The organism is Dyella terrae, assembly GCF_004322705.1.
In the GTDB taxonomy this organism is placed as follows: Bacteria; Pseudomonadota; Gammaproteobacteria; order Xanthomonadales; family Rhodanobacteraceae; genus Dyella_D; species Dyella_D terrae.
Genome location: NZ_SIZZ01000003.1, coordinates 40,308 through 62,741, shown reverse-complemented (window position 1 = coordinate 62,741; position 22,434 = coordinate 40,308). Strand labels below are relative to the sequence as shown.

General features: G+C 58.5%; 24 protein-coding genes and 2 pseudogenes. 10 read left to right on the top strand and 16 right to left on the bottom strand.

Annotated features, from left to right (window positions below):
• The first annotated feature begins 327 nt into the window (after positions 1–327).
• Positions 328–813: a nuclear transport factor 2 family protein gene (locus tag EYV96_RS15795; RefSeq protein WP_131152545.1), complete on the top strand. Its 486-nt coding sequence runs from the start codon at positions 328–330 to the stop codon at positions 811–813.
• A 96-nt stretch (positions 814–909) separates the two neighbouring features.
• On the opposite strand, the gene EYV96_RS15790 is transcribed toward EYV96_RS15795, so the two are convergent.
• The 4 genes from EYV96_RS15790 to EYV96_RS15775 form a co-directional block, all read right to left on the bottom strand.
• Positions 910–1,485 carry a hypothetical protein gene (locus EYV96_RS15790; RefSeq protein ID WP_131152544.1) on the bottom strand — a complete coding sequence of 192 codons (576 nt, stop codon included), beginning with the start codon at positions 1,483–1,485 and terminating at the stop codon, positions 910–912.
• A 41-nt stretch (positions 1,486–1,526) separates the two neighbouring features.
• Positions 1,527–1,703 carry a hypothetical protein gene (locus EYV96_RS15785; RefSeq protein WP_165488699.1) on the bottom strand — a complete coding sequence of 59 codons (177 nt, stop codon included), beginning with the start codon at positions 1,701–1,703 and terminating at the stop codon, positions 1,527–1,529.
• Between the two features lie 198 nt (positions 1,704–1,901).
• Positions 1,902–2,486: a hypothetical protein gene (locus tag EYV96_RS15780; RefSeq protein ID WP_131152542.1), complete on the bottom strand. Its 585-nt coding sequence runs from the start codon at positions 2,484–2,486 to the stop codon at positions 1,902–1,904.
• A gap of 68 nt (positions 2,487–2,554) precedes the next feature.
• Positions 2,555–2,809, bottom strand: a complete 255-nt coding sequence (locus EYV96_RS15775) for a hypothetical protein (RefSeq protein WP_131152541.1) — start codon at positions 2,807–2,809, stop codon at positions 2,555–2,557.
• Positions 2,810–3,587: 778 nt separating this feature from the next.
• Between EYV96_RS15775 and EYV96_RS15770 the strand changes: the two genes are divergently transcribed.
• Both EYV96_RS15770 and EYV96_RS15765 read left to right on the top strand, forming a co-directional pair.
• Positions 3,588–4,637 carry a phosphoribosyltransferase-like anti-phage protein gene (locus EYV96_RS15770; RefSeq protein ID WP_131152540.1) on the top strand — a complete coding sequence of 350 codons (1,050 nt, stop codon included), beginning with the start codon at positions 3,588–3,590 and terminating at the stop codon, positions 4,635–4,637.
• A complete protein-coding gene (locus EYV96_RS15765; RefSeq protein ID WP_240732618.1) occupies positions 4,612–5,265 on the top strand; it encodes an NADAR family anti-phage protein in 654 nt (217 codons plus the stop codon). The genes EYV96_RS15770 and EYV96_RS15765 overlap by 26 nt, the downstream gene beginning before the upstream one ends.
• Before the next feature lie 713 nt (positions 5,266–5,978).
• Here the strand turns inward: EYV96_RS15765 and EYV96_RS15760 are convergent.
• The 3 genes from EYV96_RS15760 to EYV96_RS15750 all read right to left on the bottom strand — a co-directional run bounded on the left by EYV96_RS15760 (position 5,979) and on the right by EYV96_RS15750 (position 8,760).
• A complete protein-coding gene (locus EYV96_RS15760; RefSeq protein ID WP_165488698.1) occupies positions 5,979–7,505 on the bottom strand; it encodes a ThiF family adenylyltransferase in 1,527 nt (508 codons plus the stop codon).
• Positions 7,506–8,009: 504 nt separating this feature from the next.
• Positions 8,010–8,453, bottom strand: a complete 444-nt coding sequence (locus EYV96_RS15755; RefSeq protein WP_131152538.1) for a hypothetical protein — start codon at positions 8,451–8,453, stop codon at positions 8,010–8,012.
• A 4-nt stretch (positions 8,454–8,457) separates the two neighbouring features.
• The gene (locus EYV96_RS15750) at positions 8,458–8,760 is read right to left on the bottom strand and encodes a hypothetical protein (protein ID WP_131152537.1); all 303 of its coding nucleotides are present in this window, start codon (positions 8,758–8,760) and stop codon (positions 8,458–8,460) included.
• Between the two features lie 373 nt (positions 8,761–9,133).
• On the opposite strand from EYV96_RS15750, the gene EYV96_RS15745 reads away from it, so the two are divergent.
• From EYV96_RS15745 to EYV96_RS15725, 5 genes and pseudogenes are all read left to right on the top strand, one after another.
• Positions 9,134–10,201 (top strand): XRE family transcriptional regulator, encoded by a 1,068-nt coding sequence (locus tag EYV96_RS15745; RefSeq protein ID WP_131152536.1) that lies wholly within the window; start codon positions 9,134–9,136, stop codon positions 10,199–10,201.
• Between the two features lie 4 nt (positions 10,202–10,205).
• Complete coding sequence (locus EYV96_RS15740; RefSeq protein WP_131152535.1) at positions 10,206–10,733, top strand: PIN domain-containing protein; 528 nt, start codon at positions 10,206–10,208, stop codon at positions 10,731–10,733.
• 115 nt (positions 10,734–10,848) lie between these two features.
• Entirely contained in the window at positions 10,849–11,142 is a 294-nt protein-coding gene (locus EYV96_RS15735; RefSeq protein ID WP_131152534.1) for a transposase, read from the top strand.
• A pseudogene (locus tag EYV96_RS15730) lies at positions 11,127–11,999 on the top strand (IS3 family transposase); the annotation flags it as partial. The gene EYV96_RS15735 and the pseudogene EYV96_RS15730, both read left to right, overlap by 16 nt.
• Positions 12,000–12,257: 258 nt before the next feature.
• The gene (locus EYV96_RS15725) at positions 12,258–13,058 is read left to right on the top strand and encodes a hypothetical protein (protein ID WP_131152532.1); all 801 of its coding nucleotides are present in this window, start codon (positions 12,258–12,260) and stop codon (positions 13,056–13,058) included.
• Positions 13,059–13,232: 174 nt separating this feature from the next.
• Here the strand turns inward: EYV96_RS15725 and EYV96_RS18970 are convergent.
• From EYV96_RS18970 to EYV96_RS15710, 4 genes and pseudogenes are all read right to left on the bottom strand, one after another.
• Positions 13,233–13,520, bottom strand: a pseudogene (locus EYV96_RS18970) (IS4 family transposase); the annotation flags it as partial.
• 394 nt (positions 13,521–13,914) lie between these two features.
• Complete coding sequence (locus EYV96_RS15720) at positions 13,915–16,173, bottom strand: arylsulfatase (protein ID WP_131152531.1); 2,259 nt, start codon at positions 16,171–16,173, stop codon at positions 13,915–13,917.
• Positions 16,174–16,385: 212 nt separating this feature from the next.
• Positions 16,386–16,748, bottom strand: coding sequence for an STY0301 family protein (locus EYV96_RS15715; RefSeq protein WP_131152530.1), 363 nt, complete (start codon positions 16,746–16,748; stop codon positions 16,386–16,388).
• 194 nt (positions 16,749–16,942) lie between these two features.
• The gene (locus EYV96_RS15710) at positions 16,943–17,317 is read right to left on the bottom strand and encodes a hypothetical protein (RefSeq protein WP_131152529.1); all 375 of its coding nucleotides are present in this window, start codon (positions 17,315–17,317) and stop codon (positions 16,943–16,945) included.
• A gap of 233 nt (positions 17,318–17,550) precedes the next feature.
• Here EYV96_RS15710 and EYV96_RS15705 point away from each other — a divergent pair, with 233 nt between their 5' ends.
• The gene (locus tag EYV96_RS15705; protein WP_131152528.1) at positions 17,551–18,036 is read left to right on the top strand and encodes a hypothetical protein; all 486 of its coding nucleotides are present in this window, start codon (positions 17,551–17,553) and stop codon (positions 18,034–18,036) included.
• A gap of 153 nt (positions 18,037–18,189) precedes the next feature.
• On the opposite strand, the gene EYV96_RS15700 is transcribed toward EYV96_RS15705, so the two are convergent.
• Positions 18,190–19,089: a LysR family transcriptional regulator gene (locus EYV96_RS15700; RefSeq protein WP_131152527.1), complete on the bottom strand. Its 900-nt coding sequence runs from the start codon at positions 19,087–19,089 to the stop codon at positions 18,190–18,192.
• 118 nt (positions 19,090–19,207) lie between these two features.
• On the opposite strand from EYV96_RS15700, the gene pcaD reads away from it, so the two are divergent.
• On the top strand, positions 19,208–20,002 hold the full coding sequence (gene pcaD / locus EYV96_RS15695) for a 3-oxoadipate enol-lactonase (protein WP_131152526.1): 795 nt from the start codon (positions 19,208–19,210) through the stop codon (positions 20,000–20,002).
• A 150-nt stretch (positions 20,003–20,152) separates the two neighbouring features.
• Here pcaD and EYV96_RS15690 read toward each other — a convergent pair whose 3' ends face one another.
• The 4 genes from EYV96_RS15690 to EYV96_RS15675 form a co-directional block, all read right to left on the bottom strand.
• On the bottom strand, positions 20,153–20,551 hold the full coding sequence (locus EYV96_RS15690; RefSeq protein WP_131152525.1) for a hypothetical protein: 399 nt from the start codon (positions 20,549–20,551) through the stop codon (positions 20,153–20,155).
• 122 nt (positions 20,552–20,673) lie between these two features.
• Entirely contained in the window at positions 20,674–20,979 is a 306-nt protein-coding gene (locus EYV96_RS15685; protein ID WP_131152524.1) for a hypothetical protein, read from the bottom strand.
• 328 nt (positions 20,980–21,307) lie between these two features.
• On the bottom strand, positions 21,308–21,850 hold the full coding sequence (locus tag EYV96_RS15680; protein WP_131152523.1) for a TetR/AcrR family transcriptional regulator: 543 nt from the start codon (positions 21,848–21,850) through the stop codon (positions 21,308–21,310).
• Positions 21,847–22,398, bottom strand: a complete 552-nt coding sequence (locus EYV96_RS15675; RefSeq protein ID WP_205746187.1) for a dihydrofolate reductase family protein — start codon at positions 22,396–22,398, stop codon at positions 21,847–21,849. The genes EYV96_RS15680 and EYV96_RS15675 overlap by 4 nt, the downstream gene beginning before the upstream one ends.
• Positions 22,399–22,434: the final 36 nt, after the last annotated feature.

Below are 22,434 nucleotides of genomic sequence, written 5' to 3'. Positions count from 1 at the left end.
ATCGCGCCGGATAAGCGGATCGCTTCCGTGCCTCTCAAAGGGGGCCAGGTTCACTTCTCCAGGCGCGGTAACTCAACCTGACCCCGTTCCACAGTCCATCGCGCCGGATAAGCGGATCGCTTCCGTGCCTCTCAAAGGGGGCCAGGTTCACTTTTCCAGGCTCGGGAAACATAACCTGGCCCCGTTCCACACAACCCCGGCCAACCCAACCGCTCGTCACATCGGCCAACCCGCCCATCCCTCACCGTTTACCGCTCATCCCAAACCCACTGCACCCAGCCGCCCCACCGCCAACACTGCACGCCTCCCCCATCGCGAGGCACCTCCATGCGCCACTCCGCCCGCTCGACGTTCGCCCTGGCCCTGATCTGCGTCTCCCTCAATTTACTGGCCGCCAACGGCCCCACCCCCAACGGCCCCCACGAAACCGAGAAGACCGCCGAAGGCGCCAAGGCCGTCGACGACCACTGGCTGCGCGCCGAGGTCAACGGCGACACGGATTTCCTCAGCCACTTCCTCCTCCCCGGCTACCGCTCCGTCAACGCCAACGGCAGCGCCATCTCGCGCGAACACATCATCGCGGGCGCGGCCAAGAACAAGGATTCGGACAAGGCTAAGCAGGAAGTTGCCGCGTGGATGAAAGCCAACCCCACGGAAACGGCCGTCGCCCTGCACGGCGACATCGCCGTGGTCTCCTTCTACGACCCCGCGCTGGGGCCGGACAAAGGCGTGCGCTCATCGGATGTGCTGATTTATGAGGATGGCGCGTGGCATGCGATGTACTCGCAGCATAGTGTCGTCAGAAAGGATTGATCGAATCGCCGAAACCGGACCGGGTTCACTTTACCACCCAAGAAAAGTGAACCCGACCCGCGGGCGCGCTTAGCGCGCCACCTTCTCGTCGCGACGCTAAGCGTCAGGCCAGGAAGTGCCCCTGACCTGTGCCACCTGTGCGTTCCGAAAATTGTCCGTGGCATCGACCATCACGCGTTGGGCCTGAACACTCGCCAGGAGCGAAGCGATGGCCTCGAACCGCGCCGCGGCATCACTTGGATCAACACCTGCGTCGCCGTGGCCCGCGAGTTGCCGAAGGGCTTCTTTGTTGACGGCGCCGAGCACATCCTCGATCTCATTGAGACGACCGCGGATATCGGCGAGATCGCTGAAATAGATCGCTTTCGACGTCCACGAGGCGAATTCAATAAGATCCTCGTCCGCACCCGCAAGCTGCTGCTGCCACGAACACCCGTCCGGATGCTTAGCGCGGAGCTGTTGGCGCTCGCGCTGGACCCTGCATACCTCAGGTATCTCGCTCATTGTATCCGTTTGCATGCGAACTCCATCATTCCATCGGGTCGCACGCAAATTGGAGACCAAGCTGATACATGCCGTGCTTATGGCGCTCGGCGACTTCAGGTCTTTCGACGCGGTGACGGACGACGTGACGCTCGTGTTGACCGGTTGGTAGTTCGAAATGGGGGGCATGGCATGTTCCTCGTCATGTGACGGGGCCATCGTACGAAGCATTAATGGGGGCAACTTTCACAAAAGCTGCATTCTGGCGTGGTAACTGCGCTGCAAGGTTGCGGGTTGGAAAGAATCAGCGGCGCGACACCCAAGCGGCGCAGCAGATCTAAGCGCAGCCACTGCGCCAACAGCTGCGAAAGCAACAGCGGCAGATGGAAATGCAGCAGCAACAACATCAACCAATGAAGCAGATGCAGACGAACTGTCGATCGAACGGCAATACCGTGGCCTGCCATTCACGGGCTTGGTAATCCGTGAGCGGAGCCGAGGAAGAAGGGCACGTCTTCCATGACATGCGGAACGGAGCCAGGCCCGCTTCACCATAGAGGGGAAGCGAACCTGACGCAGACAAAGAGACAAGACACGAGGGCGCCTCAGTCGTCCGGACTTGAATACGCCAGCGCCCGCTTCACGCGCTCAAGCGTCCACATGGGCAGGTACTCGCCATCACGCAGAACCAGCCCGATCGTCGACAGCTGACGCATGGACGTGCAGATCACATCGGGCATATACACGTTGCCCTTCGGCCGCACGATAAACATCGATGGCTTGCCGACGAAACGGCGCATATGAAACACCGTCGACGGGAAACACCGTCGGCGCCCCTGCACCAGCTTGTGCAGGTATTGCCCGTAGAGGCACAGCAGTCGCATGTCCTCGCATTCGATCAAATAGGTGGGGCACCGCGTCTCCTCAATCTCGAGGTAGATGGCGCGTTTGGACGTGATCGTTCCATCGGGAAGCAGGCGACGGAGTGGCGGGTGCGGCGTGGGGTTTTGCTCTCTCATGGATACCCAATGGTCATAAAAGGCCAGAAACGCAGTCGCCAGCATCAGGAAGATGACCACGACGACGTAGGGCGGAATCACCACGTCCCACGGCAGGGCCCACGGGCCGGCGAAGCGCGGGGAGCCCAGGACGAAGGCGTCCGGGCGAATGACAGCAAGAAGATCAGTCATGGCGATCCCGAGTGCGAAAGGCGATGCCGCGCCGGCCCCGCCCGCGCGGCACGGAAGTCGAGCTGTCCCTACTCAAGCCGCTCCACCGCCGTCTTCGCGTACTCCATGCCCATGTGTACGTACATCCGCGCCGTGCCAAGTTCGCAGCGGGCCTCGACCGCTTCCGGACGATCCGATGGAAACAGCCGCTCACTGGCGCTATTCATCAGCTCCATCGCGTAGCTCCACCAAATCATGGCTTCGTGCATCCGCTGCCGGGACTGATCGACCGAGAAAGTCAGATGTTTCGTACTGCCCAACGACGGGCGATATTCCCTGTCCACGTACTTATCTCCTCAAGAACGCGGCACGCCGTGCAGGCACGAACGCGCCGCGCATGGTGCAAAAAAGCACCGCTCAAGTCATGAAGGCTCACCGGCCTGCCCGTGACCGGGCGCCGGAAGGCTTGGTTGCAAAGTGGTGCGGCCAGCCACCCTCCGTCCTCCGCTAATAGGACGGAGGTGCTCGAAAGCGCTGTAACGATCCGGGCGCGGCGGATGGCCGCCGTTCGTCAACCGCGTCTGCGGAGGGTGCGGACGTCCCGGGGATCGGTGAGGGGGCCGCTCTTTGGGCGCGGCGGGGGGAGTATTGCCGTAATATTTGGCGTAGCCATCTTCAATAGCCTTCTATTGGGGGTGGTTAGCGGGCCATGTGGTGTTCCTAGCACCCATGGCCTGCGACTCATTCGCTTCATGGTTGAGCGATGTGCTGCCTGTGTTTCGACTGAGACGTAGAGCGACAGGCAGCGAAGGGGACACTACCAAAAAAGCGCTTTGCGTGCCGGTAATGAGTTACCGCCAGCCACATCAAGTAGGCGAGAAAACCCTCAAGCCTAGCGACCGTAGGTTTACTATGGCCTAGGATCGAATTTGCCTCCCTTCTTCACCCGGGACCTACTCTGCACTTCAGGCCGCGATCGAGCCGACACGACCGCCGCAAGAACGTTCCTAGAGCACTGATCTGGCCGTGCATGATTTCCCCGCGCACAGACCTCAATATGTGAATCGCGCGCGTTATGCCTAGAATGAGCCGGAATAATCCGAGGAACTTAGGGGGCTAGGAATGAGCGAAAGGGACAATCTGCTGGAAGGCATAGCGAAGACTATCCAAGCCTATCGCCAAGGTGAACTGGAAGAGCCGAGTCCATTGCATGTGGATCGCTGGGCGAGACAGTTCACACCCAAGAATCAGATCCCCTTTCTCAGGGAGTTTCAGCATGTCATCGCGCAGACTTTTCTGACAAAAGACGTAGTCATCAAATTCCTGAGCGATTTGGTCACGAACGAAGCCTTGGCGGGTAAAGACCCCAGATCATTTTGGAGCCAGGCAAACGTGCTTCGAATCCAAAAAGACGGGCAAAGCCAGAAAGAAATGGTGAAGCTTTTCGCCACTTCCCTTGAGGCGGCGTATGGGCTGAAGCTAGCCAGCTGTGGCACTAGGGGTGGAGCGTACATATATCTGGACGACGTTTTATTCGGTGGTGGACGCGTAGGAACTGATCTGGAGGATTGGATCAAAAATACAGCTCCGCCAAGTTCGACCGTTCACGTAATCTTGATTGCGTATCACCGTCTCGGCCAGTATTTCGTTGAGAAAAAGCTGAACAGGGCTGCCAAAGACGTAGGCAAGAGACTCAACCTCAAATTCTGGCGCTTAGGAGAACTTGAGAACAGACTGAATCGAAGAAATGAATCCGATGTCCTTTGGCCGTCGGCCGCGCCAGATCATCCCGCGACACAGGCATACCTACACGCCCAAAGCCAGGGCAAATTCCCACTGCAATTACGCCAACCTGGTGGGAAATTTGATCTTTTCTCTTCTGAGGAAGGTCGACAAGTACTGGAGAGCGAGTTCCTTATTGCGGGTGTAAAGATTCGATCACTGTCCAATCTAAGTGATTGGTTCCGGCCACTTGGATGTGGACCCTTTGGCGCGGGCTTCGGGGCGTTGATAGCAACCTACCGAAATTGTCCAAACAATTGCCCACTGGCTCTTTGGTGGGGCGATCCCCAACAGGCATCTGGAGCATTAGATTGGTATCCGCTTCTGCAGAGAAAAACCTACGCAGCCCCGGAGAATGCGTTTGATGTCCTCTATAACTCCACGAACTGAGACGCCACAAAACTTCCGCATGTACGTGCGTGCGGAAGTCGTTGTTGTTCACAAAACCAGGGAGACTTTTGGCGGCTTATCAAACATGGCACCTGGCTTCCCGATTCGGATAAATGGGGTTCGGATAGCCACGTCTGAAGCGCTCTACCAAGCTTGTCGCTTCCCTCACCTTCCGAATGTACAACGCGAGATCATCGAGCAGCACAGTCCAATGACTGCGAAGATGAAGAGCAAATCTCATCGAGAGGACTCAAGGGAAGATTGGGACCAAGTACGCACAAAGATCATGCGCTGGTGCCTGCGAGTGAAGCTTTCACAAAACTTTGAAGAGTTCTCACGGCTTCTGCTTTCTACGAAAGATCGCTCAATTGTTGAGCAGTCGAGCAAGGACGACTACTGGGGCGCTAAGCTGATGGGCGTTGCCCATGAAACACTGATCGGAAGAAACATCCTTGGTCGACTCCTCATGGAATTGAGAGAGGAGATAAAGAATGATGCTGTTGGGGCACGACAAGCCGTGTCACCTCCCAATATTCCTAACTTCCTCTTCCTTGGCGAAAAAGTTGTGTTACAGAAAGAAGATCGTGATTCTGAGGACCTTGCGGTTAGACAGACGGACCTACTTTAGCCGTACAAAATGTTCTCCTGGCAGATCGCCGGCGCGGTTCGCGGCCCCAGCATTTTGCTGGTGCCCCGCCAAATGAAAGTTAGTACGACTCCAAAATGTGATTGCGGCTCGATTAGGGGTTCAGTGGCCTGACTGACTTTTAAGAGCGGCGATTTTCGTCCCAGAGAATCCCTGGGTCAGAGTGCACTTGATCGGCAAGCTCGGACCGTTCCTCTCGCTATCCTAAGCCTTTGCGAAGCGCCACGCACATGACGGCACGAGGTAGTGCACTCTGACACCGGACTTCCTTTCATGGGTCGCGAAATACGTTGGCACCTCGGTAGAAGGATTACGATTTCTATTTCCAACGATTGCTCGCTACATTGTTGCCACGCAACTAAGAGAGGCAATGCTTTAGAAATTCGCTTCCGGCGAAGCATTGTCGAAGCGGGTGAACGAGCTGATTACACTCAATGCCGAGAATGGAGAAGCGCCGCTCATCCGCTCTGCGATGGAATCATTGCTGGTGAAAGAAGATCTGTGGTCAAGGAACGCCATCATTGCGACAGTGAAGGAGGCGCTCCAGGTCATGCAATCCGGCGATTTAGCCTGCCCATCGAAGTGTCGGGCGACAAGGACATCCGCATGCAAGATGTCGTCGAACGCGAAGCTTGTACCTGCCGCATGCTTCGCCCAGGAACAACTAGGGTCCTGGGCGCAGCAAAAGCGCGAGCCTAGACTTCAAGATGCTGCCTCAGTCGAACTTTTGAGGAAAGGATGGTCTCACGATGGATGACGCAGAGGCAGCTTGGATCTGCCGCGCGATTGATTCTTGCTGAGCTCGTCGCACCCAAGAATAGGCTGCCAAAGACGGTTGTTTGGTGGTAGGCGGCGCTTGGATTGAGTAGGTATTTGGCAAACTCGGCCATCACAAGGCTTGCCGCAGCAGTGGCTACGAAAGGTACCGACGGCCTGAACTCAGCGTCCAAGTTGACGCCGAGCCGCGCCATGGCTGCCTCGCTGACGATCGAGCATATGGTCTTGCCTTCCGACATCTGCTTGCGGAGCCGCTCTCGTTTATCCGGCGCGGCGCTTTCGAGATCCTCTGCGGTCAATTGCCGGCCTGGCTCAATGAGCGCTCTGATATCCAGGCCGGTCAGATCGGCCTGCATTGCGTGGGTATCAACCTCAGGGAGCTTGAACGTGCACCTTAGACAAGCTTTGCCAAGATTGTCGAGTCGATGCTGAACGACTGCGGCACCCAGGTTGTTTATACCTCCGTCCAGAATGATGTCAGGCCAGAGCATCTGCGCATCATGGCGGGCTACAACGTCGTCAAGGCCATTGATGACAACGCTAGGGGCGAGCGCCTGGCACGTCTCGCGGCTGGCGGCATCGGCGATGAAGTCTCTCTCACCAGATGCGGTCGCTGATCCATTGTCCGAGATCCACTCGGCCAATCGTGCGGCCTTGCCTCGCTTGGACCAGCCGTTGCGTTCCATAAGAACACAGGTCCCCATGTTTTCGTCCGCGTACTGTTGCTTGTCAACGACGTGCAATTTGCCTCGAAGAGCAAGCTGAGCCGCTAAGAGCGCGACGCCTGAGCCTATGGCACCGCCACCTACAAGGAGAGTGTTGGGGATCTCCAGCGTGCTCGGCAGCGTAGGGCCAATGTCCCCGGGATCATCCGAATGGTCGAATAGGGAGAACGTCATGTTCTCGATCGGTGGCGATATGTCATCACTCATTTCAATAAGACGTTTAAAGACCTCCGACACACCGATCGATGCGGCGAAAAGGCTGGATATCGGATTGGCTTGAGAAAAGTCGCCATCAAGAGACGCGGGGCCGGACGTCGCGCGACAGAGCCATCCGTTTGCGCTCACAGAAACGCACGGGGCTCCCGATCGCGGTTGGCAACCGATGTTGAGAATAGCCTTGGCATCTGATAGATCGCTGTCGAGTTGGCCGATACGAATAGTCGGCTGCTGTCGGACGTAGCAGGTCTCACATATCTGGCGCACTTCCTGCGTTAGATCGTCCAAGCCTTCTGGAATATCGATCAACAGTTTCCCCGCGACGCGTAGGAGAAGGCGAACGGCGTCCACGAAGATCCAACGCCCGTTGGGAGTCCTTAGGGCGCGCAGCTCTCCCGTAAGCACAACAAGCTGTTCATGGAACGCCATATCGTCGATTGAGCGGCCAGTCAGTGCTGCTGCTACAGCCATGGGTCTGCTCGCTGCCTTGTCTTGGTCAATCATGTCTGACCTCCACGTGCATATCGTTGGCGGTTGGGCCCGACTGCACAATTCGTCGTGAAAATTCGACCGGTGCAAGTCGGCGGTACCGCCCCTGTGTGAACTCATGCCACCCGCAGTCTTCCAGACCGGTGCTTGGGTCCTGCGCGTAGTGAGGACAGACAACGGACAGGTAGTCTTGGATTCTTATGCCCCGGGCCCGGTCGACTGCGGAAAGGTCGATGAATGTTCCGGGATGCGAGTGAATTTGCCCAACAAGATAGCGGTCGATTGACTCGCCTAGATCGCTGAGCGTGTTCATAGCGCGGAGCGACAGACTCAAATGCAGCGGCGACCTTGTGATTCCTGATCCGCGTGGCTCCACGGCATGAGTAACCTCCACCGTGCCTTCGCCGATCCTTCGGCCAAACCAAAGAACCAGCCCTTCATTGCCATGTAAACCATGAGGCAGCATGAAGCGAACGGACTTGGCGAGGAGGTCTGAGGGGAGGATCCATTGGGCCATACTCATGCTCGCCCCCTACCCACATAAGTAGTGTCCAATTCGTGCTGGAGTTGGAGCAGGGCAAATCGAACAGGACGCTCGGGCTGACGAAATGCCGCCCGCCCGGATTGCGCCCATTCCGGATGCAACCGGTGCCCCTCCTGCGTCCAGGACACGCATGCGTCCAAATTGGCCGGCCTGAAGCCGTAGCATTGAGGCCACGCAGTAGGGTCGTTATCCGCCCTGGTTTCAAGATTCAAGAACTTCAGAGATGCAGGGTTGAACAGGCCGCCCCAGTGAAGCTGGGCCATGTAACGGTCAGAGGGATGCTTCGCAGGATGCATCAGGGCTCGAAGCCCGAGCGGGACGGTATCGTCCCGCTCGAGGGTCCATCGAGCTGCTTCCGGCAACGCCTTGACCTCGATCAGTTCCTGCTCGAAAAGACTGAGCTCGAAGGACGAGGCCATGGCATCAGCCCTGCTCGAACTGTTCGACGAGGTCGAGCTTCAACTTCTCATGCCCCTTGGCGATTTCTCCCAGGGTGGTAGAGGGGTTCCTCAGCACTTCACCGTCGTGGGCAAACATGTAGACCTTTTGATGGCCTGCAGGATCACCGAGGTGGAAGTACTCGAGGACGCGCGGCATGAGCGCGGCCAGCGTCTCCGTGCGTGCCGCTCCATCGTCCACGAACTGGTGATGTGCGCCCAGGTAACGCACATGAAGGATCAGGTACTGATCCAGCGGCTTCTCAGCAGAATGAACAGCGTCGGTCATGTCGATTCTCCAGTAACAAGGGGCCTGCCGACTTGTGTCAGCAGAGCTCGGCGCTTGACTGGGCGGCGGAGCGTGCGGAGAATCGTGGTCGCCAAACCGGACGAGTAGCCGCATCGCTCGTTCACCCACGGCCGAGTGCGTTTTCGTGCTCGGCCGTTTCTATTTGTACGTCTTCAAATTCCCTCCTCCCTATAGATAGAACCCACGGTTGAAGTTGTCTGCGCCCAAGCCTTGCCTGGGCCGCTGGATCGCGCGCATTCATCCAACCAATTGATTTTGCGGCTTTTTTTGTTTTGACGGCCTGTTGACGATGCTGAGTTTACAAACTATGATTAATATCGTCAATCTGTAAACTGACGATTGAGGAGGAGTGATGATCGGTAAGCGACTGAAGAGGGCAAGAGAAGCCGCAGGGCTATCTCTTAGGGACCTCGAAGCAGTCATCAAAAACGAGGTTTCGGCTCAAGCGATTGGCAAGTACGAGCGTGACGAGATGATGCCTGGCTCATCGGCGCTTCTAGCCTTGGCCAAGGCTTTACGAGTGAGCACTGACTATCTGCTAAGTACTAGGGAAATTGAACTTTGCGGCGTCGACTTCCGGAAGGCGCCTCAGGCCGGGGCAAAAGACGAAAAGGCTGTGGGAGCGGCGGTTCTTGACCATATAGAAAGGTATCTAGAGCTCGAGGAATTGATGCCAGATATCCACGATGAGTGGACGGCATTGAAATGTGCAGAATTCACGATCGATTGCATCGAGGCTGCGGAAAGCGCAGCTGAGAAATTGCGCGAGGTCTGGAAGCTCGGCATTGATCCCATTCAGAACATGGCTGAGCTCTTAGAAGACAAGGGGGTCAAGGTTGTCTCCTTGGATCTTCCGGTAGACGTTTCGGGTTCCAAGGCTTTCATTAAAGCGACTGACATTCCCGACTTGCCGATCATCGTTGTGAATAAGGCGCATAACGGAGAGCGGCAACGGTTCACGATGGCTCATGAACTCGCCCATCTGGTTCTAAGTCCAATTGGCTTGAGCGATCAAGATCAAGAGAGGGCAGCGGATCGATTTGCAGGCGCGTTTTTAATGGCGAAAGAGATCCTCCTGAAGCTACTCGGGGGACATCGAACGGCCATTTCTTTGGGAGAGCTCACCGAGCTCAAGAAGATCTTCAAGGTGAGCATCGCCTCTCTGATTGTGCGGTGTTCTCAGATCGGGGCGATTTCGAAGGCTTTGTACGGCCGCCTTTTTGGTCAGATCAAAGCACTGGGGTGGAACTCCCTGGGCTCTACTGAACCAGGGACCCTAGCGCCGGAGGCGCCACAGCGAATGGAGCGGCTTTGTATGCGGGCCATTTCGGAAGGCGCTATCTCTATGGCCAAAGCTGCCGAGCTTCTGCGCACCAATATTCGAGAGCTTGAAGAACGTCTGACGGCGCAAGAGGCTTAAAGGAATGGCGATTCTGGTGTCTGACACTTCAGTGCTGATTGACCTTGAGAGAGGACAGCTCTTAGAGCAGGTCTTCTCCAGTGGCCTCACATTCGTAGTGCCGGATTTTCTCTACCAGAAGGAGCTCGAAGACACGAATGGCCCCTACTTGAGGAAGCTTGGCCTCGGTGTGCTGACCCTTAGCGGATGTGAAATGTTGCTCGTGCAAGCCATTCGAGCTTCCCGGAGCAGTTTGTCAGTGCCAGATTGCTCTGCGTTAGTTTGCGCGCTGCGCAAAGAACATGTCTTGTTAGCCGGGGACGGGGCACTGCGTGACGAAGCCAAGGCAAAAGGGGTGGATGTTCGGGGGCTTTTCTGGGTATTGGATCACCTTGAAGCGAGCAGCCATGTATCGCCTGCTGATCTCCATGCGGCGCTTCTCCAGATTTCGAGCCACCGACGTTGTCGCCTACCAAGGAATGAAGTCTCGGAGCGCCTGCAGCGATGGGATCCCGGCGGAAAAAATGACGACGGAACTGTCGTCTCTGGTTGAGTCAATGACGGGGCCACGACCGGGATCAGAGTGCCAATAACGGGGCCAGATTGGACTACCCCCCGATTTCACGGACACCTGAAAAGCGAGCAAAATCCTCGCACGGAGGTGTTCTATGGAGAAGCGCCAGACGTTCAGCCCCGAGTTCAAGCGTGAAGCCCTTCGGCTGATGAGAACCAGTGGAAAGCCGGCGGCGGTGGTAGCGAGGGAGTTGGGTATTCCTCGCAACCGGCTGTACAAGTGGTCTCTCGATGAGCGAACCAAAGGTCAGCAGGCCTTTCGAGGAAGCGGCCGACCTAAGGCCGGCCAGGACGAGCTGAGTACGCTCAAGCGCGAAATCGCGCGCTTGAAGGAAGAGAACGAGATCCTAAAAAAAGCGGCGGCGTACTTCGCGCGAGAGCTGCCGTGAAGTACGCCTGGATGGAAGGCGAGCGTGCTTTTGGCGTGCGGACATTGTACCGAGCGCTGGACGTGTCGCCGAGTGGCTTCTATGCCTGGCACGAGCACCGACCGAGCGACCGTGAAGTCGACAACCAACGGCTTCTTGGATGTATCCAAGCGCTGCATCAGGACACGCACGAGGCATACGGCACCGAGCGGATGTGGCGCGCGCTGAGGCTTCGAGGTGAAACGTGTGGGCGGAATCGGGTACAGCGCCTTCGGCATGCCAACGTCATTGTGAGTCGTCGACGTCGACGGTACATACGCCAACGCGGGCCATATCAACGCGTGCCGGCCGCACCCAACCGCTTGGCTTGGCCGTTTGCCAGCGATCCGATCGACCGCGTTTGGGTCGCCGACATCACCAACATCCCCACGCGTCAGGGCTGGCTGTATCTGGCCGCAGTGCTGGATCTTCACAGTCGCCGCATCGTGGGCTGGGCCATGAGCGCCAGTCCGGGTCAGGCCTTGGCCATCAACGCCCTGCAGATGGCACTAGCCCGTCGCCTGCCCGCATGCGGAACGATCCACCATAGCGATCAGGGATCCCAGTACACCAGCAAGGCGTACCAGCAGCTCGTGGGTGAGGCCGGGCTCACGCCGAGCATGAGCCGCAAAGGCATGCCCTATGACAACGCAGTCATGGAAAGCTTCTTCAGCTCACTCAAGCAGGAGCTCACACATCATGAATCGTTTGAAGATATCGACACGGCAAAGGCAAAGGTCTTCCACTACATCGAGGTCTTCTACAACCGGCAGCGACTGCACAGCAGTCTGAGCTACCAATCGCCGGTCGACTACGAACACAATCTGCCGGTGGCTTAATTAACCCGTCCGAGATATCGGGGGTGGCTCAACCTGGCCCCGTTACTGGTTATCGCCCAATTACGGGCCAATGAGCTTGCCACGCAACTTATGCGGGCAGGCTAGATATCAAACGAAAGGTCTCCATCCAGGGTAACGTAACCTCTGATGTAGGCTCGCCAGACCATAACTAATGGCCAAATGGCGGGCCAGGCCTAGATGGATAGAATCTGCGCCAAGGGGAGCTGGGCTACTTAAGCTCATACGAGGGGAACGGCCATGGCACGCGATTCTGGATCGAGGCAGCGATCGACTACTGTGACCTCCACAATTCGTAGAGTTGCAGCGTTTGTCGCCGCCTTGGCAGTTCTTGTCGGTGCTGTCACCGCACTGATCGATAAGATCGACCCCTGGGGTATCTATAAGCGAATCGCGCATGTAGATCGAGAAACGCAATCCGCTTCGAAGGAAATGCCAGACAATGGGCAAACAAGATTGGATGCCGAATCCGAGCGGAGGCAAAAGCTGGCGACTGAGCTCGCGCTAAGTGAAGAACGCCGCAGGGAGCGAAAGGCAAAATTGGAATCGATGTTCTCGGCAATCCATGGAGCATGGATATGGATGGGAAACGATTCATCGCTTGTGTTTGACAACAATCATTCGGGGGTCTGCAAATCGCTTACGGAATCTCGAATGACCGTGACTTTTGAGAGTCTCGATTCCATCAAAGGTGAAACTTCTGGCAAATACTCCTTTAGCCAGAAGTTGGTTGCTGATTACAGCCCTCCAAATTTTCATGGCTTTAGCGTCGCCAACCCTCAGAGTTCCGTCTGCAATTCGCTATCGACAAACAGAAAGGATGCAAGCTCGGTCGAACATGAAGAGCATGGCAGATTGAAGGGAACGTTTGATGAGAGCAACGACCCAATTCTCCGCCTGACCGCAACTGTGGTTGATTGTGCCGAGAACTCCGAATCATGCTCAGACGATGACCTCAAGGATGCTGAACTAGGTAGCGTTCAGATCATTGGTGATGATCGAATTAAAGTTGGAGTGAGAGCGTACAAGCGCGATCAATAGCTAGACCCGAGTCAACCTGGACTTACTCATTCTGAGCCTTGAACCGAGCCAAATAGGTCTCCAAAACCCGGGTGGTCGAAAACCCGGGCCAGAGTCTGAGGTTTCCCCACGAATTCACGCTGGCAAACACATCTGATCAAGTACCTCGGCCGCTAGCCTAACCAACCGTTCCAGTCACTTTGCAGTGGGCTCAGCTGGCCAGCCTCTGACGAGCGCCTCCCTGCCGACGCGAAGAACCGAATAGGGCCTTCTTGTTGATGAGGTTGGTGACAACCGGTGTGCATGGCCTGAGGCGTTGCATGCCAGTCCCGCCAACCAGCTGGCGAAGGCGGCCAGGCTGTTGACCAGAAGCAAGATTTCAATGCGCTTGCCAACACGGATCAGGCTGTCTTCGAAACCCTGCCCGTAGCGATGCGACTTCAGGTCACGAAACGACGACTCGATCTGCGTGCGTCGGGAGTACGAAACCCGGGTCAGAGTGCACTTAATTTGTGCTGAGAACTCCAGAAGCTACCAACGAAGGGGTCACCATTTCACAGTTGCCGTTGCCGTTGCTGTTGTCGTGGCCGTGGCCGTGGCCGCCTGCGCAGCCGTAAGATCAGACATATCTATCGCCCAGATGAGTCAGGTAACCCGCGTAAAATCAGGAAACTAACGTGCTCCACGCACGCTAACATTGATGATGTTAGTTGAGCAAAGCGCGTTCTGCGGGCAAGTGACTCTTAGCAAGCGATTGAACGTGTGGCCGGCGATCTCGCGTTGGCAGCCAACACGGCGTCCTGACGTTATTTGCTGGTCTTCAAGAGAGTGGAGACCAACGCCATCCTTCACCGCCCGTAACAAAGTCGGATTCACTTCATCGGTCGCGATCAAGCGTCAGTGCCAACGACCGTAGCCGCCCACTAAAGCCAAACGGCAGCGCATACGCACTACTCACCGCCGACGTATACCCCCGCCCCACCCCAAAGCTCCCTAACACCGACGCCCCCAGCTTCTCCACACGCCGCTGCCCCACCAACCGCTCCCCTTCGAACAAGCTGACCACCCCGGCCTTCCCATCCGCGTCGAGCTTGAACGTCAACTTCAGCACCTGCGTCCCCGGCTGAAGGGTTGAGTCCGCCGACCACTCCTGCACGTTTCCGCCCACGTTGTTGGCAAAGGTCAGGCGCCCCTGTCGCACATACCAGGCGAACCCGCCCAGGCGGCTGCCGTACTGGACAAGCACTCCGTCAGCGCCAGTCTCGGGCACCTCCACGTTGGCCGTCAGCGTGAAGCTGTGCCGGGGCAGCTTGGGGAGTGCCTTGGTTGGGATGCGTGGCATGGGCGGCACGAAGTCGAACTGCGTGCGGGAACCATAGGCGGTGGGTGCGCCGTAGTCCTTGCCTTCGACGTAGTTGGCCAGCGGGTAGACATGGTTGCGTCGTGCCTCGCGATCGAACTGCGCCTTCATCGCCGCCAGCTTGTCGGGATAGCGTTTTGCCAGGTCGTGGGCCTGGCTGAAGTCCTTGCTTAGATCGAACAGCTCCCAGGTGTCGGCGTCGAAGCTGTCTTTGAAGGGTTTCAGCCAGAGCGTCATGTGGCGCGCGCTGGCCATCCAGCCATCGCTGTACAGCGCGCGGTTGCCCAGCATTTCGAAGTACTGCACGCGGTGCGCGGGCGGGATCGGCTTGCCCTTGAGCGCATCGGCAAAGCTGACGCCGTCCATCGGCAACTGCTTGATGCCATCCACGGTGGCGGGTGCCGCGATGCCGATGAGCTGCAGCACGGTGGGCACGACGTCGTTGGTGTGGGTGAAGCCACCGAAGGTGCCGCCGTGCGTGGCCATGCCGGTGGGCCAGGAGATGGCCATGGCCACGCGCAGGCCACCGAAGTGCGAGGCCACTTCCTTCATCCACCGAAACGGCGTGCTGCCGACCCAGGCCCAGGCGGCGGAGTAGTCGTTGAAGTGCTTGGCGCTGCCCAGTTCGTCCAGATGCGCGAGTTGTGCGCGGACGTCTTTGGTGTTGTCCATCAGGCCCTGGATGCCTTCCATGCCGCTGGCACCGTTGTCGCCGACGACGTAGATGACCAGCGTGTTGTCGCCACCGGGGCCTTTGCGGATGTCGTCGACGAGGCGGCCCACTTCGTAGTCGGTATGCGCGAGGTACGCGGCGAAGACTTCCATCTGGCGGGCGTAGAGTGTCTTTTCATCCGCGCTGAGCGCATCCCACGCGGGGACTTCCGCAGGGCGCGGCGTGAGATCCGTGTCGGGCGGCACGATGCCCAGGCGCTTCTGTCGCGCGAAGATCTCCTCGCGCAGCACATCCCATCCCTGATCGAACTTGCCGCGATACTTCGCCACCCAATCGGCCGGCACCTGATGCGGCGCGTGCGTGCCACCGGTGGCGAAGTAGAGGAAGTAGGGTTTGTCGGGCGCGAGCGCTTGATGGGTATGCACCCAGTGCATGGCGTGGTCTACGAGATCGGTGGTGAGGTGGTACTCGATGCCCGGGGTGTGCACGGGCTCCACCGGCGTGGTGCCGCGGTAGAGGCTGGAAGGCTCCCACGGGTTGTCGCCACCGGGGTTCATGAAGCCATAGAAGTACTCAAAGCCCAACCCCGTAGGCCAGCGATCAAACGGCCCCACCGGCGACACCTCCCACTCCGGCGTGTTGTGCCACTTGCCGATGGCCGCGGTGCTGTAGCCGCGATCCTTGAGGATGCGGGCGATGCTCGCCGTCTGCGGGTTCCATGCGGAGTTGTAACCGGGCGTGTCGGTGGCCCAATCGGCCACCCGACCAAAGCCGACGGCGTGATGGTTGTGCCCGGAGAGCAGCGATGCGCGCGTGGGTGAGCACATGCCGGTAGTGTTGAAGTTGGTAAAGCGAATGCCCTCGTTGGCGATGCGATCGAGGGTGGCGGTTTGTGCCACGCCGCCGAAGCTGCTGGGGTCGGCGTAACCGACGTCGTCCAAGAGGATGAGGACGATGATGGGGGCGTTGGCGGGCGCTTTGGGTGTGGGGCCCCATGGGTCTTGCGATGGGGTTTTATCAGCGGCCCAGGCGATGCAGGCGGTGCCCAGCGCGAGGATGGCCAGGATGCGGATGGGCCAATGTTTGGTGTGCGTGCGTGGCATGGGCTGCGGCCTTTGGGTGCACGTTTCACCTTAGGTGAGGGGTGCGGGGGCAGCAATGTGGGGGAGGTATCTTCTGGGGGTAGCGGGGGTTGGGTGTCAGGTCAAAGGGTTCAGAACACGCTTCACCCCGACAAACCGGGAAGTGTGTTCTGCCCCTTTGGTACTCCTGATGATTCTGTTTCCAACCGATGATCGTGAAACACGACCGGGATCTATTTGCAGTAAAACAGCGCGGAAGGCGGTGACTTCTTTCGACGCATAAGCTGGCAGGTCGCGCTATGTTCAACCACCGTCCAAACAGTGACGTCAGTACCAAAGTACTGGCACTGAACTTTGTTGCCTTTGCTTAGCTTGTAGGTAGCACTGTAATGGTCCAGGCTCATGCTTTGATCCGTAACAACCAGCTCGCCCGTGCCTGCCGTTACGATGACGTTTACAAGTTTGGAATACCCGCCGCCGTTATTACCGCTCCAGCCGGCAGGTGTATTCACCAGGACATGACGCGTCGTTATGGAACCCGGGCACTGCATTTGTGGCGTGGCGGCTTGCAAGGCAATAAGAAGCAGATGAATCATCACGTAGCTCCATGTCGATTGAACGCGAGGTAACGCCGAGTGCCTTTTTGGCCGAGGCGTTACGGATTCGATATCGTCGTGTTTGCGTACCGCTCCAAGAGGCCGTTCACGCAGCGCGTCGGAACGGTTCGGCCAATGTGGTCACGTCAGCCAGGTCTTCCTTGTCGGTGAGTGCCCGGAAATTCATGCGCCCATCAGGCCACCGGCGTTGCCGCCTGCGCCTCGTTAGCCCCCATGCTGCGTAGCTTGCGGTAGTGATAAAACATCACCGCGAGTATCAGAAAGATGCCGGGCCCATTGAGCCCGCCATTGGCATCATGCGGCGTGAAGTACAGCGCGCAGCCCAAGGCCAGATTGCCCAGGCAGAGAAAGAAGAACGTCTTGCGACTGCCCGGCAATCGCATCATCCCACCGGCGGCGAGCGCGGTGACCATGGAGACGCCGACATAGGGAACCATCATGCCAACCGCTGGAATGGCGACGAGGCCACCCAACGCTGTGAAGGCGAGTAGCCGCATGCTCTGCAAGCGGCCGTCCTGCCCCCTGATGGGCTCGCCGGAAAAGCTCATAAGTCACCCCTGACTTGCGACCCGTCGCACGATCAGCCACGCAGCCCGTGGCCTACGCTCCCCCTGGAGCGACGGCGGGTCGGGGCGATAGTGCGGGCTACCCCGTAGCTGTGCAAGCCGGGTTAAAACCCGGCTCGATCACCATGGGATGGCAGAGCACTGCTCCGGGTGCAAATTTGGCAAAGTAGTCTCGGCCATTCGGGCCGACCAGGCTCGGTATAGGGACTTAGACCATGCAGGGTACGCAACTCTCCATAGAACGAGATCTGCTGGTGCACGAAGCGGCAACTGCACTCGGCCTCCTGATTTTCGAGTTCACGCGACTCGACATGGAGCTCGGTTTGTTCCTGACGTGGTCCGACAACGGCCAATCGATGGGCGAACTCGTCAAAAAGGTGAGCGCGCAGACATTTTCCCAGCGAATGGATCTTCTTCGACAACTGGCGGTGAAGCGTTATGCAGAATCGCCCGAGACCCAAAAGTCATTCTTCACCTGGCTTGCTGACGCGAACAAGTTGCGGGTCATCAGAAACGAATTGTTTCATGGTCGATGGGGCTTTGAACCGCGGGATGGTCGCGTTGCCAATGTCACAGGCCTCCCCAACTCTGATGAACAACAATCCACCTTCTATTCCATTAGCGAACTACACGACATCGTCGAAACGACACGTTCACTGCGAACGAGACTGGACGATCTCAGGTCAAGCCATCCGCTATAGAGGGTGTAGCGCCAGGGCCCAAGCTCACCTATTTCCTCATAGCAATAAGCGAACCGTGAGAACGCGGGGCATGGTGCGGCCGTGCATATGTGTTGATGACGCCCAAGCCAAGCGATTCCCCCGCGTACCGACGGCCGAGGCTGAACCACCCATCTACCTACGCCACTCCCCCGCCCGCTCCCGAATCACCTCCCACAACTGATTCGCCACCGGCCCATGCGGACGATCATGCCGACGTGCCGCCACCAGGTCTTCCACGCTCCCCGTCAGGTACTGCCCCGCGAGCGACACCAAACTCCCATCGCGCAACTCCTGTTCGATCAGAAAGCGAGGCAGGTGTCCCCAGGCCATGCCTTGCAGGATCACTTCTTTCTTCATGAGTTGGTCCGCGACCGTGCATTGCGGCGCGCCATCGACCACGAAGTAGTCGCGGGGCTGCGAGCGTTGCGCGGTGTCGCGCATGATGCATTGCGTGAGATCGCGCAGCTGTTCGCGTCGTATCGAGCGCGTGACGCGAAAGGGCAGGAAGCCCGGAGCCGCGACGGGGATGAATGACACGGGGCACAGGCTTAGCCATTCGAGGCGGGCGTCGTGCTTGTCGACGTGATGGAAGATCAGGTCGGCGTCGTCATTGAACAGACGTTCCCACGGGCCTGTGATCGCCTCGAAGTGGAGATGCAGGCGCGTGCTGGGATGCTGTGCGAAGAAGCTGCTCAGCAAACGAAGCGTTTGCGGCACCGGGCACATGTCTCCGATTACGACGCGCAGCTCGCTCTCCGCACCCATGGCCAGTTGTGCCGTGTGCGCATGCAGGCTTTCCAGTTCGCGTAGCAACGCTTGCGCGCGTCGATGAAATGATTGGCCCGCCGGCGTGAGTTGCACCCGGTAGCCACCGCGCTCCAGCAGCGTGACCCCCACTTGCCGCTCCAGCTTGGCCACGGCCGCGAACACGGCCGGGTGCGAGCGGTTCATCACCTGGGCGGCGGCCTGGAAGCCACCCGCCCGGGCCACGGCGTCGAAGCACTGGAGGTCATGCAGGGTGAAGGCGCTCATGTCCGGAATACCTACAGAGTCGTTAGGAACTTTGTAATTTCTACAGGAAGCGGCGACGCATAGCATCACTCCTCGAACCGGGACTCAGCCCGGACCCCACCCCAAGGAGCGCGGCGCCATGAACGACACGACTTTCATCACCACCGGCGACGGCGTTCGCCTGGCCTATCGCCTTGAGGGCGAAGCCAACAAGCCCGTCCTGGTCCTGTCCAACTCCATCGCCACCACACTGCACATGTGGGATGGCCAGATCGCCGCGCTGACGGAGCACTTCCGCGTGCTGCGTTACGACGGCCGTGGGCACGGCCAGTCCGACGCGCCAGCAGGCGCCTATTCGGTGGATCGGCTGGGTCGCGACGTCATCGAGCTACTCGATGCGCTTGGCTTTGAGCGGGTGCACTTTCTCGGTCTGTCGCTTGGCGGCTATGTGGGGCAGTGGCTCGGTATCCACGCGCCGGAGCGCATCGATCGATTGATTCTGAGCAACACCTCTCCTCATCTGGGTCCCGCCAGCGAGTTCGATGCGCGCATTGCCGCTTTGCAGACATCGCCTGATATGGACGCTGCGGCGGAGACATTCCTCGCCAATTGGTTTCCCGCGGCCATGATCAAAGCCAAGGATCCTGCTACTGAACCCTTCCGCGCGATGGTGCGCTCAACCACACCCCAGGGGCTGGCAGGCAACTACGCCGCCGTGCGAGATAGCGACTTGCGGCGAACGATCGCGCTCATCAGTCGCCCCACGCTGGTGATTGCGGGTAAGGACGACACAGTGACGTTGGCAAGCCACGGGGAGTACATCGCTGCGGCTGTGCCGGGAGCGCAGCTGGTGATGATGGAGGCAGTGCATTTGCCGAATGTGGAGCATCCGGATGGGTATGCGGATGCCGTGCTGAATTTTCTGCTTGGATGAGTGACTTGGTGAGAATGCTATGGAAGCTGAGGCCGCCGGCATTGGGAAGAGCGCAAGGGAGTGAGCTTCAGCAAAGCGGCGCGCCGCTTTGCGCGTACGCTCCATCGTTCAAGTGGGTAGGGCATACCGAACGTGCGAGCCCCCTGTTCCTCACGACTCGCTTGAGCTCCTCTTGCCGAGACGCAGATTTCTACCCAGGCAGCTCCTCCCATAGAGATAAGAAATCAAGCCAAACATGGCTGCCGTCACCGATCCCCTGGTAGTTGGCCCGCCGCCCAAGACCCCATAGGCGAGAGCGATGGCCAGTGCTGCCATCACCATGCCAAGCGTCAGCCACCTCAGGCCCACATATGCCCTGGACGCATGGGTCCGAATCGCCTTCGTTGTCCAGGGCATCCACATCACGATGAGCCCCACCAACACCGTAACCGCCGACATGATCCTGGCCACGCTTGCGAGTTGGGAGCCGGGAAAGAAGAGGATGCTGCACGCTGCGATGTAGAGCATCGCACTCATCACCCAGAAGAATGTGACCAGCAACGATCGCATTGGAATCCCCTACCCCGTGAGCTCGCCGACGGAGACTTACCTCCAAGCGAAAAATTGGGTGTTTGTTGCTTAGTGTGCCCCTGAGCCATCTGAGCTCGGAAGACGCGACAATATTCGCCCGCTCAATGCCCCAGGCGCTTGCCGACGACAGCAAGGCATTTTTCGATGGCTTCGGAATCCTTAGCCTTCATCATGCATTTGTACTCGCTGCGGTTGTACGTCTTGCCAGACATACATCTGTCCAGGCTGCCGTCCACGGCCTTGAGCAAATGCTCGCGCATATCGTCTGCATCGGCTGGCGGCACCTTGGAAACGGCATAGTCGATTTCCTTTTCACTCACCAGACGGCACTCAGCCTCGGTAAGCGGACGCGAACTACAAGCAGTCAGCGATACGCACGCTGCCATCAGCAAAAGCCACGATTTCATCCATCACTCCCTAATAGATGTGTTCCTGGGTGCGAACGCATGCGGAACATCGGCTGATGCGTTCTCGATCAAGAGCTGGTTCCCCCCTGGGGTCGAGTGGGCCATGGATTGGCCATCGACAAGTCGCCGCGCCGGCCCCCATCCCTTTTGAGGGGAGCAGGCGGGTAGCACGTTATAGCAGCGACCCCCATGACAGGGACAGTGACATGGGCCCGATCACGCCATGTCCTTGGCGGTAAAAGCACTGAGTGGGACACAATAACGGCGGCGCGTACGTCGCCCTGGCAACCGGGGCATGTGCTCTAACCGCACTGAATTCAATTCATCACTACGCCAGCCGCTCCAACAAGCGATCCAACGCTTGCCCATACTGTTCACGCATGCCTTCTTCCCGCTCCTGATTGCCTTGCACGGATGCCAGCGCCAGCCCACTGCCATGGGCATGGTCAATGAGGATGTCGCGCCAAAGCACAGGCTCGTCGGTTACATCCGCCAACCGGCCTGCCACGTACTCGGAGATTTGAACGCTGATTCCGGCGAGCGCTTCTGGTGTGGCAAAGATCGCCAGTGTCAGCTGTGGATGTCGGCCCACAGCCTCGTAGTAGCGAATCAGCACGGTCCTTACATCCAGCGGGAGGTCCGCTTCGTTCAGTACTTCGGCATATACCCGGTCCGACACGATGCGCAGCAGCCCCGCCCGATTCGTCACGTGACGATAGAGACTCATCGGCGTAACCCCCAGGCGAGTGGCCAAGGCGCGCATCGTCAGTGCTTGGCCGCCGCCCTCTTCGAGCATGGACAGCGCAGCGGACAGAATGCCGTCGAGGGTGACGCCTTCACCCCGCGCGGGACGGCCACGGGCTCGACTCACGGCTGCACCCGGTAGGTGGATTGCACCAGGCCCGATGGAAAGCTGCGGGATGACTCAAGTGCCAGATCGATGTCCTGCGGCAGGGCACCAAACAACGATCGTCCGCCGCCGATCAAGACAGGGACCGTCGTGATGGTGATATCGGTGATGAGTCCATCGCGCAGGAAAGATTGGATGAGTTGTCCGCCGTCGACGTAGATGCGCCGAACGCCTTGGTCGGCAAGATCCGTCATCAGCTCCCGGGGTGTGCGGTTGGCGAAGCGGACCTTGCCGGCCAGTGAATCGGGGATGGGAGTCCCGGCCAGTTGGCGGGAAACGACGAGTACTGGCCGGTCGTAGAACCAGTCGCCCATCGTCACGACCTTCTCGTAGCAACCCCGGCCCATGACGATCATGTCCTTGTCGGCAATGAAGTCGGTGTAGCCGTGGTCTTCGGTCGGGTCGTCGCGCTGCAAAAGCCAGCCTATGTCGCCATCCGCGCGGGCGATGAAGCCATCGAGGCTGGTGGCGATGAAGGCGTGGGCGGTTGGCATGGTGGTCGGCTGCATTAAATATACGATGTATGTTTAATGCAGGTGGCGCCG